This window comes from Shewanella sp. H8 (assembly GCF_040285065.1).
Lineage (GTDB): Bacteria > Pseudomonadota > Gammaproteobacteria > Enterobacterales > Shewanellaceae > Shewanella > Shewanella polaris.
In genome coordinates, this window is record NZ_CP157213.1 from 2,650,364 (window position 1) to 2,667,112 (window position 16,749).

The window sequence follows — 16,749 nt, forward strand, 5'->3', positions numbered from 1 at the left end:
TTATGAAGTTTTTCTATCGAAGAGTTCTTTGTGCGGATATACCATTACCACTAACAAGCGAGAATAAATTAATCTTATTAGTACAAAAGTATTGGATGTCTACTTCATTATTATACCGTTAAAAACAAAATACCGACATAATGTCGGTATTTTTCAGCTACTAATTTTAAGCGACTAAAATAGCTTATTTAGCAACGCGGCCATCATCATGACAAGTATCACAAGTTGGCATTTCGCCTACTTTGATTTCATGTGGTGCATGACAATCTGCACACATTAAAATACCATCATGTGGCTTGTGGTTTTCATCCATTTCGGCTAATGAACCATGACAACTTTGACATTGCTCAAATTCATATGCACCATCTTTTGATGGCTCACCATCTGCGTGACAAGTTTCACAGCCACCCATTTCAACGTGAAACTCTGCGAGGGTTTCATCAGCAGCAAATGATGCAGAAGACATCATCATTACCGCAAAACCGGCCGCAAACAATGCGCTTAGTAATTTATTGCTCACTATTCATTCCTCCAATTTAGTATGTGCCCGCATTCTTTTTATCTGATACGGATCACCACACTACAACACGACACTTTACTTGAGAGTTTACTCAACAACGTTATATACAAAACAATCTAAAATTGATTGGCAATGTAAACTTAGTTAATTAGTCCACTTTAAGCAAAATTAATTTATATCAAATAATAATAGCAGTGTTAATACTTTGAATATGTGCGCTACATCATGTAAATCGATGGTTTTTAGCTAACAAACCACTTACCAACAAAAAGTACTAATTTAGCAAAGTCTAACCAGAAACAGAAAAATACCCATAAAAAGCCAGTTACTCACATAACCGGCTTGTTTAAAAAGTATCGAGCGATTCTAGAATGGAACGACAAAAGTATTAATCGATATTAACTGCGCGACTTTTCTAAACGGGCAAGTAAACTAGAGGTATCCCAACGATTACCTTTCATCGCCTGTACTTCTGAATAGAACTGATCAACTAGCGCTGTGACAGGTAAATGACTACCATTTTGACGAGCTTCATCTAACGCTATACCTAAATCTTTACGCATCCAGTCGATAGCAAAACCAAAATCATATTGACCTTGCCACATAGTCTGATAACGGTTCTCCATCTGCCAACTTTGTGCCGCACCTTTACTGATAACTTCAATCACTTTCAAGCCATCCAAACCAGCACTTTTGGCAAAATGAAGCCCTTCCGCTAAGCCTTGAACCACACCAGCAATACAAATTTGATTAACCATTTTAGTTAACTGGCCAGAACCAACAGGCCCTAACAATTCTGCACAACGGCTATAAGCAGCGATAACAGGTTTAACCACATCAAAGTGAGTTTGTTTCCCCCCCATCATCACGGTTAATACACCATTTTCGGCACCCGCTTGACCACCTGAAACTGGGGCATCCAAAAATCCGATATTAAGTGGTTCAATTTGCGCGGCAATTTCACGAGCGACATCTGCAGACGCCGTAGTATGATCAACTAAAATTGCGCCAGAATGCATACCATGAACAGCACCTTGCTCACCCGATACTACCTGGCGTAGGTCATCATCATTACCGACACAAATAAAAACAATGTCTTGACCTTGAGCTGCATCTTTAGGTGTATCAGCAGACTTACCACCATACTGTGCTACCCACTTTTTCGCTTTCGCGCTGGTACGGTTATACACTGTGACGTCATGACCCTGCTGAGTTAAATGCCCCGCCATTGGGAACCCCATAACGCCTAATCCAATAAATGCTACCTTAGCCATACTTTCCCCTTATTTATTCAACTGAAGGTTTAACGTGAGCTTCCATTTCTGCCCCAATGCGTTTACGCATATCCATTAAACGTAAAGCGGCGTCACGTAGACGAATATCATCGGCAGTTTGTGGGATCCACTCAGGAACTGGAGTCGGTTCCCCTTCATCGTCGACAGCTACCATGATCACAATACAATGCGTGGTTAAATAACGTGCTGACTCTTTAGGATCGCCCGCCTTCACGTCTATGGCAATGTGCATGGATGTCGTACCAGTATAAATGACTTTACCTGTCACTTCGACGATATTCCCCACATGAATAGGCTTAACAAAGCGGATGCCACCTGCATAAACTGTAATACAATACTTACCACTCCAGCCAGCGGCGGCTGCATAAGCAGCCAAATCGATCCATTTCATTACTGCGCCGCCATGCACTTTACCGCCGAAATTTACATCTGCGGGCTCAGCTAAAAAACGTAATGTAATCTGCCTATCTTGTCCGGCCATACAGCCTCCTAGTCATCGCAAGATATATCGAAACTTAACGATACACTTTGTATTAATACCAATCATTAAAAGAGATAAAAAAAGCGCCATCGGCGCTTTTTTTGAGCAAATAATATTAATCCATTCTTTTGAATAATAATGAACCGTTTGTACCACCGAAACCAAATGAATTACATAAGGCATAATCAAATTGATGACGGCGAGATGTGTGGGCAACAAAATCTAAGTCGCAACCTTCATCTGGGTTATCTAAGTTGATTGTTGGCGGTACGTGTTGATCGCGTAATGCAAGCAGAGTAATAATGGCTTCAACTGCGCCAGCTGCGCCCAACAAATGCCCCGTCATTGATTTAGTCGAACTCACCAATACCTCGTAGGCATGTGGTCCAAATACCGATTTAACGGCAGCCGTTTCGGCTTTATCACCAGCGTTAGTTGAGGTGCCATGGGCATTAATATAACCCACAAGCTCTTTCTCTATTTGGGCATCATTAATGGCATTAACCATCGCAGCCGCTGCGCCTGCACCGTCACTTGGAGGTGATGTCATGTGGAATGCATCGCCACTCATACCAAAACCAACTAACTCACCGTAAATTTTAGCACCACGCGCTTTAGCTCGCTCATACTCTTCCATAACAATAACACCTGCGCCATCACCAATAACAAAGCCATCACGGTCTTTATCCCAAGGACGACTTGCTGCAGTGGGATCGTCATTACGCGTCGATAATGCTTTAGCGGCACTAAAACCAGCAACACCTAGTGGGCTAGTCACATCTTCAGCGCCACCAGCGACCATCACATCGGCATCACCATAGGCAATGGTGCGTGCTGCAAAACCGATATTATGTACGCCCGTAGTACACGCAGTGGTAACCGCAAAGTTGGGGCCTGTCATACCATACATAATCGACAAATGGCCTGCGATCATATTGATAATAGTACTTGGCACAAAAAAGGGTGACACTTTGCGTGGTCCGCCGTTTAATAATGCTGAATGGCCTTGCTCGATTAACCACATTCCGCCCATACCCGCGCCAATAGCGGTACCGATGCGAGCGGGGTTTTCTTGGCTCATATCTAAGCCTGAATCTTTAACGGCTTGAATACCCGCCGCCATGCCATATTGGATAAACAAATCCATTTTACGGGCATCTTTTTTGCTTAGGTATTGTTCGACGTCAAAATCTTTCACTGAACCACTAAAACGAGTGCCATACTCACTCGCATCAAACTTAGTAATGGGAGCAATACCACTCTTACCAGCCAGTAAGGCATTCCAAGTAGACTCGACATCATTACCCACTGGAGTCACAAGACCAAGACCTGTGATGACGACACGACGTTTAGACATGATATTCACCTTTAAATAAAATCTGCCACGATGCCATTTATTGCGATATAGCTAAAGAAAGTTAAGGAAGGATGTTCTCTTGCAATTAAATGAAACGAGCGTTTACAAATGTTTTAAACAAAAAAAGGCGGCATAAATGCCGCCTTTTTTTGTGAATTCTTGATTACTGATTTTTAGAAACGTAATCGATCGCTGCTTGAACAGTAGTGATCTTTTCAGCTTCTTCGTCAGGGATCTCGGTATCAAACTCTTCTTCTAGAGCCATAACCAATTCAACAGTGTCTAGAGAATCGGCACCTAAATCGTCTACAAAAGAAGCAGCTGATTTAACGTCTTCTTCTTTAACGCCAAGTTGCTCAATGATGATTTTCTTTACACGTTCTTCGATGTTGCTCATTAGTTTTCTTTCCTATTCAAATTACGCACTTGCGTAAGATTGCGAGTAGTTTATTCGAATTAGATAACAATGCAAGCTTAGATTTTGTGGTCTAACCACAAAAATTAACATTGAATTGTCACTAACACTGACTCAAATGAAGGTAGTTGCCTACCCATCGCTCTTAAACCATGTACATACCGCCATTCACATGCAAGGTTTCGCCTGTGATGTAAGCAGCTGAATCCGAGGCCAAAAACAATACTGCATTGGCAATTTCTTGTGCTTGCCCTAATCGTTCCATCGGAACTTGCGACATAATAGCTTGTTGCTGCTCATCTGTCAGCTCATCTGTCATATCGGTCTGAATAAATCCAGGTGCGATAGCATTCACTGTTATTTGACGAGATGCAACCTCTCTTGCAAGAGATTTTGTAAATCCAATCAAACCAGCTTTAGCCGCCGAGTAATTTACTTGGCCGGCATTGCCCATTGTACCAACAACTGAACCGATACTGATAATTCGTCCGAAACGTTTTTTCATCATAGATCGCATTACTGGTTTAGACAATTTAAATAATGATGTCAAATTAGTGTCAATAATATCTTGCCATTCATCATCTTTCATCCGCATTAATAAATTATCACGGGTAATACCAGCATTGTTGACAAGAATATCAACATCACCAGCCTTTTCTTTGATCTGGCTATATAAATCAGCCACTGACTGAGAATCGGTGACATTTAACACCATCCCAAAGCCTTTGTCACCTAAGTATGCTTGAATCGCTGCAGCGCCTTTCTCACTGGTTGCGGTACCAATAACTAATGCCCCAGCTTGAACTAATGATTCAGCAATTGCACGACCAATACCACGACTGGCTCCTGTGACTAAGGCAATTTTACCCTCTAAACTAATGCTAAAGCTCATATCAACTCCCTTATTCGACTAATGCTGCAAATGAAGCAACATCATTGACCGCTTTAGCGGCTATCGATTTATTAATTCTTTTCGTTAAACCGGTTAATACTTTACCTGGTCCACATTCTATTAGCTGTGTAACGCCTTGTGTAGCCATAAACTCTACTGTTTCGCTCCAACGTACAGGACAATACAATTGACGCACCAATGCATCTTTGATTGCTTGTGCGCTTGTAGGCATTGCGACATCTACGTTATTAATAACATTGATTGTAGGTTCTAAGAATGTCACCTCAAGTAAGGCTTTAGCTAATTCATCAGCGGCTGGTTTCATTAATGAGCAATGTGATGGCACACTCACAGGCAAGGCCACTGTCATTTTAGCCCCAGCAGCTTTACATGCAGCAGCAGCTCGTTCAACAGCGACTTTTTCGCCAGCAATAACGACTTGACCAGGGCTGTTGTAGTTAACAGGGCTCACCACATCGCCTTGAGCAAACTCTGTGCACGCTTCAGCGATAGCATCATTATCAAGACCAATAATGGCATACATGGCGCCAGAACCAGCAGGAACCGCTTGTTGCATTAACTTACCACGCAATTCAACTAATTTAACCGCATCAGTAAATGCCATCACACCGGCGCACACTAATGCGGAGTACTCGCCAAGGCTGTGGCCAGCAAGTAAAGATGGCAATGGTTTATTTGACGCTTGATATGCTCGCCAAATAGCCACGCTTGCTGTCAGCAACGCAGGTTGAGTTTTGTCTGTTTCATTTAAGATTTCAGCTGGACCATTGGCCACTAAATCCCATAAATCGTAGCCTAACACTTCACTCGCTTCAGCGAAGGTTTTCCCAATAATATCGTTAGACTGAGCCAATTCGGCTAACATTCCTACGGCCTGCGAACCTTGGCCAGGAAATACAAAAGCAACATTTTCCATAAACGCTTACCTGTATAAAGAATTAAAAAGTAAATATTAAAAACGAATTAATGCACTGCCCCATGCAAAACCGCCACCGAACGCTTCAAGCAATAATAATTGTCCACGCTGAATTCGGCCATCACGCACAGCCTCATCTAATGCAATAGGCACAGAGGCAGCAGATGTATTGCCATGTTTCGCTAAGGTTAATACGACTTTATCTAAACTCATGTGCAGTTTTTTTGCCGTGGCATTAATGATGCGAAAATTAGCCTGATGTGGCACGAGCCAATCAATTTCTGATTTATCGACATTATTAAGACGCAAGGTTTCAGTAACCACATTAGACAATTGTGTAACTGCGACTTTAAACACATCGTTGCCTTTCATCGTCATAAAGCCTACAGCTTCAGAACTTTCATTCGCACGAGGAGGAAAAGAGCATTTTAATAAATCCCCTTGGCTACCATCAGCATAAATGTGTGTCGCAATGATACCTGGAGTATCACTTACACCAATAACAGCGGCACCAGCCCCATCACCAAATAATATGACAGTTGAGCGATCAGCAGGATCACACATTCGTGACAATACATCAGAGCCAATAACCAGTATTTTTTTAGCCGAACCTGTTTTTACGAATTGATCCGCAATCGATAAAGCATAAATAAAACCTGAACACGCAGCGGCAATGTCGAAGGCTGGAATATTTTTAATGCCTAATAGGGCTTGAATTTCACATGCGGCAGCAGGAAATGCATTTGATGCACTTGTGGTTCCGCAAACAATCATATCAAGCTCGCTTGCATCGATCCCAGCCATTTCAAGTGCTTTTAATGCCGCTTGATAACCCATTGTTGAAACCGATTCGTCTGATGCAGCAATGCGCCGCTCTGAAATACCGGTCCGGTCAACAATCCATTGGTCACTGGTTTCAACCATTTTTTCGAGATCTTGATTGCTACGAACTTGCACAGGTAGATAGCTACCTGTTCCGAGAATTTTTGTGTGCATATATGAGATCAGCTATTGATGTCTAAAAGAATCGACTCCAAACGATCTTTAATCATTTCAGGAAGACGACGTTTTGCTTCTGTTGCTGCTAAATTTAATGCTTGTAAAAATGCAGCTTCATCCGCGTTACCATGACTCTTTACTACTATTCCGCGCAATCCTATCAGACTTGCACCATTGTAGTGGTCGGGGTTCATCTTATTGAGAACAGCTTGTATACGAGGAGCGATGAGTTTGGAGAGTAAACGAACAAAAAAACCATCATTCAAGCCACGTTTTAATTGGTGAACTAATAACTTGGCAATCCCTTCTGACGTTTTTAAAGTAATATTGCCGACAAAGCCATCACAGACAATCACATCAACATTACCAGTATAAATTTCATCCCCTTCAACGAAGCCAATATAATTGACTTGTTCAGTCTGTTGAAGAATTTGCCCTGCTTGTTGAACTTGATCATTGCCCTTAATCGCTTCAATACCGACATTAAGTAATGCCACTTTAGGACGGGGTTTCTTATGGACTGCTTCACATAATACCGACCCCATTATTGCAAACTGGAATAAGGTATCGGAGTCACAAGAGACATTTGCACCTAAATCAAGCAAATAAACAGGCTTTCCTGTCATGGTCGGTAAGCAAGACACCAAAGCGGGCCTATCAATACCAGGTAAGGTTTTTAATAGCACTTTAGCCATTGCCATTAATGCACCGGTATTACCGGCACTGACACAAGCAGTGGCTTTACCATCACGAACAAGTTCAAGCGCAATTCTCATGGAACTGTTTTTACGCGAACGCAAAGCATGAATTGGCCTATCACTCATGGTGACAACTTCAGTGGTATGGATAATTTCTATGCGAGCTAAATCAGTAGAGGATGTTTGAGGTAGATATTTTTCTATTTCGGTTTCATTACCAACCAAAATAATTTTTAAACTTGTGTGAAATTTCAATGCCTGCAAGGCTGCAGGCACTGTTACGTGGGGACCGTGATCGCCCCCCATCGCATCTAACGCAAGCGTCAGATCTTTCATTAGATTAACAACAAATTACTTGTTGATAACCTTTACACCGCGGTAAAAACCATCAGCAGTCACATTGTGACGTTGATGAATTTCACCACTAGTAGCGTCTACTGACAATTGAGCAGTGCTCAATGAATCATGTGAACGACGCATACCACGCTTTGAACGTGATTTTTTATTCTTTTGTACAGCCATTGGACCTGTCTCCTACGATTACTTGCTCTTCAGTTTTTCTAACACTGCAAACGGATTTGGACGCTCCTCATGAGCGGGTTCGATCTCGCCTACAACTATATCTTTCGATCCCAACTTACAATTACTATCATCATGCATCGGAATAATAGGCATAGCGACTATCAATTCATCTTCAATCAATTGATGCAGACGTACTTCGCCAATCTCATTACACTCAATTGGATCATACGCATCCGGGAGCTCATCGATTTCTGCCTCAGTCTTACAAGGACTAAAACAAAAGTCGACCGTAACCTCAGTAGTAAATTGTGTCATGCAGCGTTGACATAGCAGAGTGAGCTCCGTCACAGCCTTCCCGCGAAGGTAGACTATCCCCTGTAAATCGACACCACATTCTAACGACACAACTACGTCGGAACAGTCGCCGGCACATAACTCGCTTAATCGCTTTAATTGCTTACCTAAAATGAAACCTTCATATCGAAGACTACTCGAGGCAGCGCGTATAGGATCAATTGAAACCGGTATCTTTACTGTTTGCATAAGGCGCGCATATTATAGTTTGAAAACGCTGGAGTCAAAGAAAATTTCCGTAAAAATACGGTAACCTCACCTAAAAATGAACTTTAGATACTCTTCAATCCGGCATTAAATTTAAAAGTTGGCAAATTTTACCGAACCCAGCCCCATCACACAAGCATTACTCGAGAAAAATGATCCATTTACATTGATGAATACAGTAAACTGACTAATATTCTGTTATTAGCCAAGAAATAATGAAACAAACCCAATGAAATTCAAACTTGTACTTGCATCAACCTCACCTTTCCGTCAGCAATTATTGCGAAAATTAATGTTACCTTTTGACTGTGTTAATCCTGATATTGATGAAACGCCTTTTAAAGATGAAACAGCATTAGCCTTAGTGAAAAGGTTGGCAGAACAAAAAGCATTAGCTGGCGCAAACTTAATTGGTCAAACACCGGTGACACAATTCATTATTGGCTCAGATCAAGTTGCGTTAATTAACGGTCAGATTATCGGCAAGCCAAATACAATCGACAATGCGATAGCTCAATTAAGCGCTGCTTCAGGCCAAGCAATCACTTTTTATACTGGTCTTGCGGTGTTCAATAATGTCACTAAACAAATGTTATCGTATGTTGAACCATTTACAGTACATTTTAAGCATTTATCTGCTGCGCAAATTCGCTATTACATCGACGCAGAACAACCTCTTTATTGTGCTGGGAGTTTTAAATGTGAAGGATTAGGTATTGCTCTTTTTGATCGTTTAGAAGGTGATGACCCTAATAGTTTAATCGGCCTGCCATTGATTAAGCTTATTTATTTACTAGAACAGCACGGCGTTGATGTACTCAGCAAAGAATCTGAACACTCCATAAAATAATGGTTTAATGCCGGTTAATTATGAGGAAATGGTTAACTTTAGAAATGTGAACATACGTGTAAAATAACAGGACATGCAGCGCAGAAAATTAGTAAGCTAATGATATACAGCGTCGACAGTACGTACTATCCGACGCTGCTATAGTTGTCGTGGTCAAGTTCAATCATAAACATAAGCCAACAAAGTTAAAGATATTGACGTATCTCAAGTGGCTGGTCGACAATTGCGCGTGGCTTTAACGTTCTCAATCTTGATTCACTATGGGCACCATAACTCACGCCAATACCCGCCATACCCGCATTATTGGCCATAGTTAAATCGTGAACCGAATCACCAATCATAATGGCTCTATCCGCAGTAATATCAAAATGAGTCAATAGCGAATATAACATCTCAGGATGCGGCTTACTTTCAGCATCATCTGCACAACGTGTCGCATGGAAATACTGACCTAATCCCGTGAGTTCAAGTACTTTATCTAGCCCCTCGCGTCCTTTACCCGTCGCTACAGCCAATTGATAACCTGCGGCATGTAGATTGCGGATCAGCGATTCGACGCCCTCAAATAAAGGCGTAGGTTGCTCATTAGCAATATGGTGTCGTCGATAGCAACTAATAATCTGCTGATGATTCTGATACTCAGCAAATAGAATCGGCATTATTTGAGGTAAAGATAAGCCGATAATATCTCTCACTTGCTGTTCTGATGGAATAGGCAAACTAAGCTCTCGTGCTACATCTTGCATACAAGACACTATGTGACCTACCGAATCCATGAGTGTGCCATCCCAATCGAAAATGACCAGCTCAAAAGCCTTATCTTGACTATCCAATACCATTCCTTACTTCATTTACACACCGCTGTGGGTGCTAGACTCTTTTTAATTTATCAAGCGTATTGAGTAACACTGGATCTAAAGGCGCTTTAACTCGCATGATTTCATTATTTTCAGGATGAGTAAATTTAAGCTCCGCCGCATGTAAAAAAAGACGGTCTAGTCCCAATACACGCATACTGTCATCAAATTGCTGTTCGCTGTATTTATCATCGCAAGCTATTGCATGGCCAGCATATTGACAATGCACCCGAATTTGGTGAGTACGTCCAGTCACAGGACTCGCCTTAACCAAAGTACAACCCTGGTAACGTTGCATGATTTTATAACGAGTTTCCGACTCTTTACCCTCTTTATTAACCCGTACGATACGTTCGCCCGACTTTAAGGTGATTTTTAATAATGGTGCCTTAACCACTTTATCGCTTGCTTGCCAATCACCTCGAACCAGAGCTAGATAATCTTTTTGCATGGTTTTACTGCGTAATTGCTCATGCAAATGCTTTAACGCACTGCGCTTTTTAGCCACAAGCAAAACGCCAGAGGTATCTTTATCTAATCGATGTACTAATTCTAAAAACTTCTGCTGCGGACGCAGTGAACGCAAACCTTCAATCACACCATAATCAACACCGCTACCACCATGCACGGCAATACCAGCAGGTTTATTTAGGACAATTAAATGATTATCTTCATGGATAATACGGTCTTCAAGCTGCGACACTCTCGATAAATTAGGCGAAGGTGCTTTGCGATTGTCTTTTTCTGCAACTCGAACGGGTGGTATACGAACAATGTCATCTATTTGTAATTTGTAGTCAGGTTTAATACGTTTTTTATTCACCCGCACTTCCCCTTTACGTACGATCCGATAGATCATACTTTTGGGAACACCTTTTAATTTAGTTAGCAAAAAATTATCGATTCGTTGTTCAAAATGATCTTCGTCGATAGTCACGTATTCAACTTGGGGAGTAGTTTCAGTATTCATGATGCGCCATATAGTGGGGACCCCAATAGTGTACCTTATCTTGTAAATGCTTGGCTATTGCCACATAAGACTTGAAATAAATACATGAAAGAATATGGGCTTTTGATTGCTGAAAATAACGATTGTTGCTATATTTGCCCACAGGTTGAGAGTAAACAGTGGATAAAGTGTTCACAACTTTCACCAAATGCGAAAAACTAACAGTTAAAAAAACAGACTTTACCGGTAGCAACTCATTGATTTGCAAATTGTATTCATTAAAAAACGACAAAAACCGTTTGTACAATTAAACCGTAAGTATTTAGTAAAGATTTTAATTTAACTGTAGTAAATCGCCCCAAATTCGAACAACATTTTAGCTTGTTATCAAACAAACCGATTCGACTTGGGCATTAACGGATTAAAATACCATAATTTATGGGGTTGGTTGAAACTCAACCAATTCCTTGTTTTTGTAAACATTAGAAAATGAGCCATAAATAGGATGCGACACGCAGTGACTGCGTTTTACAGTAATGAGCACCTAATTGCCTGGATCTAACCGTGAGGTTATACCGATTAATTCAGGCCCGTAATGCAGAAAAATCGTGTTGTTTGATGACCTCATTCAGAAGAATCACGTCATCATGAAACGTATGTTAATTAATGCAACTCAATCAGAAGAGTTGCGCGTAGCCCTAGTAGATGGGCAAGAGCTGTATGATTTAGACATCGAAAGTCCAGGTCACGAACAGAAAAAATCTAATATCTACAAAGGTAAAATCACTCGAGTAGAACCGTCACTTGAAGCTGCATTTGTTGATTACGGTGCAGATCGTCACGGTTTTTTACCCCTAAAAGAAATTGGTCGCGAATACTTCCCTAAAGGTTATTCATTCCAAGGTCGCCCAAACATTAAAGAAGTTGTTCAGGAAGGCCAAGAAGTTATCGTTCAGATTGATAAAGAAGAACGTGGCAACAAAGGCGCAGCACTAACAACCTTTATTAGTCTTGCAGGCTCTTACTTAGTCTTAATGCCTAATAACCCTCGTGCTGGCGGTATTTCTCGTCGTATCGAAGGTGATGAACGCACCGAACTCAAAGAAGCGATGTCTGAGTTAGATGTACCTAATGGTATGGGCTTAATTGTTCGTACTGCAGGTGTAGGAAAAGAATCAACAGAGCTAAAATGGGACTTAAAAGTACTTCAACATCATTGGGATGCCATTCTAGAAGCCGCTCAAAGTAAAGCAGCACCATTCTTAATTCATCAAGAAAGTAACGTGATTGTACGCGCTATTCGTGACTATTTACGTCGTGATGTTGGCGAAATCCTTATCGATCACCCACGTATTTTCGAAGAAGCCAAAATGCACATTGGTTTGGTTCGCCCTGACTTTGTAGAACGCGTAAAACTATACGATTCTGAAGTGCCACTATTTACTCACTTCCAGATTGAATCACAAATTGAATCGGCGTTCCAACGGGAAGTTCGTTTGCCTTCAGGCGGATCAATTGTTATTGACCCAACAGAAGCATTAACGTCTATCGATATCAACTCTGCCCGTGCAACAAAAGGCGGCGATATTGAAGAAACAGCATTAAACACTAACCTTGAAGCGGCCGATGAAGTGGCTCGTCAATTACGTCTTCGTGACCTAGGTGGCTTGGTAGTAATCGACTTTATCGACATGACACCCGTGCGTCATCAGCGTGAAGTTGAAAACCGTTTACGTGATGCAGTGCATCATGACCGTGCACGCGTACAATTAGGCCGTATTTCTCGTTTTGGTTTAATGGAAATGTCACGCCAACGTTTACGTCCTTCACTTGAAGAGTCAGCGGCACATATATGCCCACGTTGTCATGGTCAAGGTACGATTCGAAGTACTGAATCATTAGCGCTTTCTATCCTACGTTTAATGGAAGAAGAAGCGATTAAAGAGAATACCACCCAAATAGAAGCTATTGTGCCTGTTGATGTGGCGGCATTCTTATTAAATGAAAAACGTAAAGCAATTCGTATTACAGAAGAACGTCATCAAGTTGAAGTGTACATCATCCCAGATGCTAATATGCAAACACCTGACTACCGTGTCGTTCGTCGTAAAAGTGATGACGAAGTCTGTGAATCAAGCTACAAGCGTGTAGAACAGCCTGCTGCAAATCTGTATGAACCTCGTAAACTTGAACGTGCAGCTTCGCCAGAACCAGCGTTAAAAGGCTTCGCGTCACCACAAAAAGCACCAGAAGCAGCAGTAGCTGCTACTCCAGTTGCGAAAACACCTACCGCTGCAGCGCCAACTCAACCTGGTTTCTTTGCTCGTATCGTATCCGCTATTAGTGCATTATTTTCTGATAGCAACACCGACACTACAGAAGTTAAACCAAGCACTCCGACTAAAAACAATAGTCAGACAAATAATCGTCGTCCACGTCGTAATGACAGCCGCAACGATAACGCTAATCGTAATGACAAACGCAATGACAGTCGTAATGACAATCGTCGTCAGCGTAATGACAGTGATAAGCCAAAAGATGGTGTAGAACCGCGTACTCGTAACAAGCGTAATGATCGAAATAGCAAAACCAATACTCAAGACGACAACGCACGCAACAAACCACAAACTGAAAAAGTAGATAAGCCACTACCGCAAACTACTGATACTAAAGTTGCTGAGGCTAAAACTGCTGAAGTTAAAGTCAGTACTGAAAAGTCGCCTAAGCAAGAAGCCGCACGAGAGCGTCGTCAACGTCGTAACCTTCGTCGTAAAGTTCGTATTGAAAATGAGCAAAATGAAGAGTCAGTTGTAAAAGCAACTGACACTAACACCACCGATAACATCGATAAAGACACAGCAGCGATAGCCGCTAATGTGTCAGAAACCAATACAGTAGAAGCCAAAGCAACTGAAGAAAAAACAGAAGCAAAAGCTACTCGTAGCCGTCGTCAGCCAAGAAAAGACCGAAGTGAATCGTCTGCTGAAGTGAAAAATACGGCAGTTTCAACTGCTGCAGATAACGCCGAAATAGCACCGACGCTATCAACAACTGACATGACTCAGCAAGCTGGTCATGACCAAACTGGCACAGATACACTAGCAAAAACCGACACGGTAAATGCTGAACAGACTGATGAACAATCATCCGCCGTAAATGCGTCTACTGAAGAAACTGCAAGCCAAGAGAAAACGGTTGCAGAAAATGATGATGACTCAGCTGAAGGTCGCGAAGGTCAACGTCGTAGTCGTCGTAGTCCGCGTCACCTTCGTGCTGCTGGTCAACGTCGTCGTCGTGATGAAAGTGACACTACTCAACCTGCAGTATTTACCTCTGTTGATGAGCTAGAAAAGCAACTAGATGCCGAGCAATCACAAAGTAAACTGCCTGCAACAAAAGCAGACCAACCTACCGAAGTGAAAGTGAACGAGACGAAAACAGAAACACAAGTCGCTCCAGTTGAAGTGGTAGCAGAAACTAAAGTGGTAGAGACTCCTGCTGTAGAAGCAAAAGTTGAAACGAAAGCGGTAGAGACTCCTGTCGTAGAATCAACAGTTGAAACTAAAGCTGTTGAAAATGTCGTAGAAGCTAAAGCTGTTGAGCCAGTTGTACAACCAACGGCTGAAAAAGTGATTGAACCAACCAAGGTTGTAGAGCAACCTGTTGTATCGGTAACGGCTGAAGTGGAAGTTAAAGCAGAACCCATCAGTGCAGAACCAGCACGAAACATTGAACGTGAAAAAGCGGTTGCGTCAAATGCTTCCGCGCCTATGGCAAAACCTGCTGCAATTACACGCAAGGCTAAACCAGAAACCGCACCAGAAGTTAAAGTCGATGTGATTGAAACTGCACCGGCCGACGTTGCACCTAAAACTGTTGTTAAAACCAGTCGTTTTGGTTCAATGGTGTCATCAGATATGACTAAGCCAACAGTCGATGTTCGTGAACAACAAGCTGTTCCGCAAGGACGTTCTTATGAAGCACAAACAACAGAAGCCAACGTCGAAAAAGTGGCCCAAGGTAATAGTGCATCATCTGGCATGGCTCGCCCTGGTAAGTAACATCTTAAGGTATCTTTTGACTGTCTAGTCCTAAAATAGGTTGACGGTTTTTATTAAGCCAGTTGGAACTCCCGACTGGCTTTTTCATGCACTTCGTTTGGGGTTTTCATTCCTAAACTAAGGTGCGGTCTTAACTCGTTATAAATCCTAATAGATTCTTTGATGAGTATTGCCAGCTCCTTCATCGTACGACAGCGGTAAAGTAAAAACTCTTGCTTCAAAATACCATTCACTCGCTCAGCTAACGCATTCTGATAACAATCATATCCATCTGTCATCGATGGCCTTATCGCATTCGCAGCCAATTTACGTTGATATTCTGCTGAGCAGTACTGTATCCCTCTATCTGAATGATGAATGACATCACTGGTTGTCTGACGATTCTTTATCGTCATCTCCAATGCTTTAACAACATCACACTGTTTCATTTCATCACTTAATTCATAACCCATTATTTTTCTTGAATATGCATCTGTGACTAATGATAAATAGTGAGTTCCTTCGTCTGATTTTACGTAGGTTATGTCACTGACAAATACCTCTTCAACGCTCTTCACCACTCTGTCTTTGAGTAAGTTTGGGTGTTTTCTCAACCAATGGTGGCTATGGGTTGTCTTGGTGTAATTCTTCCTAGGCTTTACTAACATATTGTGTTGTTTTAAATACTGAAATAGGCCGTCCCTACCTAGCTTTATGCCTTGTTCAAGTAACTGTGGCTTGATGAGTTGATAAAGCTTACGCGTACCCACTCTGGGCATGAACTGACGCCAATACATAACCATCGTCATCACCGGTTTTAACATGTCAGCTCTTGCTGCTAAGCGCTGCTTCCATTGATAAACAGCTTGTCTTGATAGGTTAAACTGCCGACTCGCTGTCGCTAGCTTTACAGTGCCTTTTTCTTTGGCAAGCCAGAGCGTTCGGCTAAGTACTTTTTTTCTAAATCAATACCGTACTCATTTTTAAGTAACTCGACCATATCGCCATAAATCATATTTTTCATTTCGAGATTGGAGACTTGTTTCTCTAATCGTTTGATTTTCTGGGCGGGTGTTTCTGTAGATTTGGACATAGGTGAATGCTCAATCGGCTGGGACCAATCTAATCTACCATGTTTTCGTAACCATGTTAGGACGGTACTTCTCCCTTGAATGCCATAGTGGTCTTGAGCTTGCTTATACGTTAGCTCGCCTTTTTCTACTTGACTAACAACCGCTAATTTAAAGCCTAATGTGTAATCTCGTTGAGTACGTTTTATATTGATTAATACTGAAGGTTTCATAGATAAGTCTCCAATGTGTCAACTTATCTCAGGACGGGACAGACTCCTTAACAAAAAAGCCATGCTCTGCATG

Annotated in this window: 16 protein-coding genes; 2 read left to right on the top strand and 14 right to left on the bottom strand. The window is 41.8% G+C overall.

Annotation, left to right across the window (positions count from 1 at the left end):
* Positions 1-184: 184 nt before the first annotated feature.
* From ABIS04_RS11490 to yceD, 11 genes are all read right to left on the bottom strand, one after another.
* A complete protein-coding gene (locus ABIS04_RS11490; protein WP_137226787.1) occupies positions 185-520 on the bottom strand; it encodes a cytochrome c3 family protein in 336 nt (111 codons plus the stop codon).
* 398 nt (positions 521-918) lie between these two features.
* On the bottom strand, positions 919-1,794 hold the full coding sequence (locus ABIS04_RS11495; RefSeq protein WP_350431157.1) for an NAD(P)-dependent oxidoreductase: 876 nt from the start codon (positions 1,792-1,794) through the stop codon (positions 919-921).
* A 13-nt stretch (positions 1,795-1,807) separates the two neighbouring features.
* The gene (locus tag ABIS04_RS11500; RefSeq protein ID WP_137226785.1) at positions 1,808-2,296 is read right to left on the bottom strand and encodes an acyl-CoA thioesterase; all 489 of its coding nucleotides are present in this window, start codon (positions 2,294-2,296) and stop codon (positions 1,808-1,810) included.
* 115 nt (positions 2,297-2,411) lie between these two features.
* Positions 2,412-3,653 carry a beta-ketoacyl-ACP synthase II gene (fabF, locus tag ABIS04_RS11505; RefSeq protein WP_137226784.1) on the bottom strand — a complete coding sequence of 414 codons (1,242 nt, stop codon included), beginning with the start codon at positions 3,651-3,653 and terminating at the stop codon, positions 2,412-2,414.
* A 163-nt stretch (positions 3,654-3,816) separates the two neighbouring features.
* Positions 3,817-4,050 carry an acyl carrier protein gene (gene acpP / locus ABIS04_RS11510; RefSeq protein ID WP_011496723.1) on the bottom strand — a complete coding sequence of 78 codons (234 nt, stop codon included), beginning with the start codon at positions 4,048-4,050 and terminating at the stop codon, positions 3,817-3,819.
* A gap of 163 nt (positions 4,051-4,213) precedes the next feature.
* On the bottom strand, positions 4,214-4,960 hold the full coding sequence (gene fabG, locus ABIS04_RS11515) for a 3-oxoacyl-ACP reductase FabG (protein WP_137226783.1): 747 nt from the start codon (positions 4,958-4,960) through the stop codon (positions 4,214-4,216).
* Between the two features lie 10 nt (positions 4,961-4,970).
* Complete coding sequence (gene fabD / locus ABIS04_RS11520; RefSeq protein WP_350431158.1) at positions 4,971-5,897, bottom strand: ACP S-malonyltransferase; 927 nt, start codon at positions 5,895-5,897, stop codon at positions 4,971-4,973.
* Positions 5,898-5,933: 36 nt separating this feature from the next.
* A complete protein-coding gene (locus ABIS04_RS11525; protein WP_140234456.1) occupies positions 5,934-6,893 on the bottom strand; it encodes a beta-ketoacyl-ACP synthase III in 960 nt (319 codons plus the stop codon).
* 8 nt (positions 6,894-6,901) lie between these two features.
* The gene (plsX, locus tag ABIS04_RS11530; RefSeq protein WP_140234457.1) at positions 6,902-7,930 is read right to left on the bottom strand and encodes a phosphate acyltransferase PlsX; all 1,029 of its coding nucleotides are present in this window, start codon (positions 7,928-7,930) and stop codon (positions 6,902-6,904) included.
* Positions 7,931-7,945: 15 nt separating this feature from the next.
* Entirely contained in the window at positions 7,946-8,116 is a 171-nt protein-coding gene (gene rpmF, locus ABIS04_RS11535; protein ID WP_137226779.1) for a 50S ribosomal protein L32, read from the bottom strand.
* Between the two features lie 18 nt (positions 8,117-8,134).
* Complete coding sequence (gene yceD, locus ABIS04_RS11540; RefSeq protein WP_137226778.1) at positions 8,135-8,659, bottom strand: 23S rRNA accumulation protein YceD; 525 nt, start codon at positions 8,657-8,659, stop codon at positions 8,135-8,137.
* Between the two features lie 247 nt (positions 8,660-8,906).
* Between yceD and ABIS04_RS11545 the strand changes: the two genes are divergently transcribed.
* The gene (locus ABIS04_RS11545; RefSeq protein ID WP_350431159.1) at positions 8,907-9,527 is read left to right on the top strand and encodes a nucleoside triphosphate pyrophosphatase; all 621 of its coding nucleotides are present in this window, start codon (positions 8,907-8,909) and stop codon (positions 9,525-9,527) included.
* A 185-nt stretch (positions 9,528-9,712) separates the two neighbouring features.
* Here ABIS04_RS11545 and ABIS04_RS11550 read toward each other — a convergent pair whose 3' ends face one another.
* Together ABIS04_RS11550 and rluC are read right to left on the bottom strand one after the other, a co-directional pair.
* Entirely contained in the window at positions 9,713-10,366 is a 654-nt protein-coding gene (locus tag ABIS04_RS11550) for an HAD-IIIA family hydrolase (RefSeq protein ID WP_350431160.1), read from the bottom strand.
* Positions 10,367-10,397: 31 nt separating this feature from the next.
* The gene (gene rluC, locus ABIS04_RS11555; protein ID WP_137226775.1) at positions 10,398-11,354 is read right to left on the bottom strand and encodes a 23S rRNA pseudouridine(955/2504/2580) synthase RluC; all 957 of its coding nucleotides are present in this window, start codon (positions 11,352-11,354) and stop codon (positions 10,398-10,400) included.
* Between the two features lie 626 nt (positions 11,355-11,980).
* Between rluC and rne the strand changes: the two genes are divergently transcribed.
* The gene (rne, locus tag ABIS04_RS11560; RefSeq protein ID WP_350431161.1) at positions 11,981-15,394 is read left to right on the top strand and encodes a ribonuclease E; all 3,414 of its coding nucleotides are present in this window, start codon (positions 11,981-11,983) and stop codon (positions 15,392-15,394) included.
* Positions 15,395-15,447: 53 nt separating this feature from the next.
* Here the strand turns inward: rne and ABIS04_RS11565 are convergent.
* Positions 15,448-16,676, bottom strand: a protein-coding gene (locus ABIS04_RS11565; protein WP_350431162.1) for an IS3 family transposase whose coding sequence is annotated in 2 segments (ribosomal slippage) — positions 15,448-16,325 and positions 16,325-16,676 — 1,230 coding nt in all. Because the reading frame shifts where the segments join, the coding sequence is not laid out codon by codon here.
* Positions 16,677-16,749 lie beyond the last annotated feature (73 nt).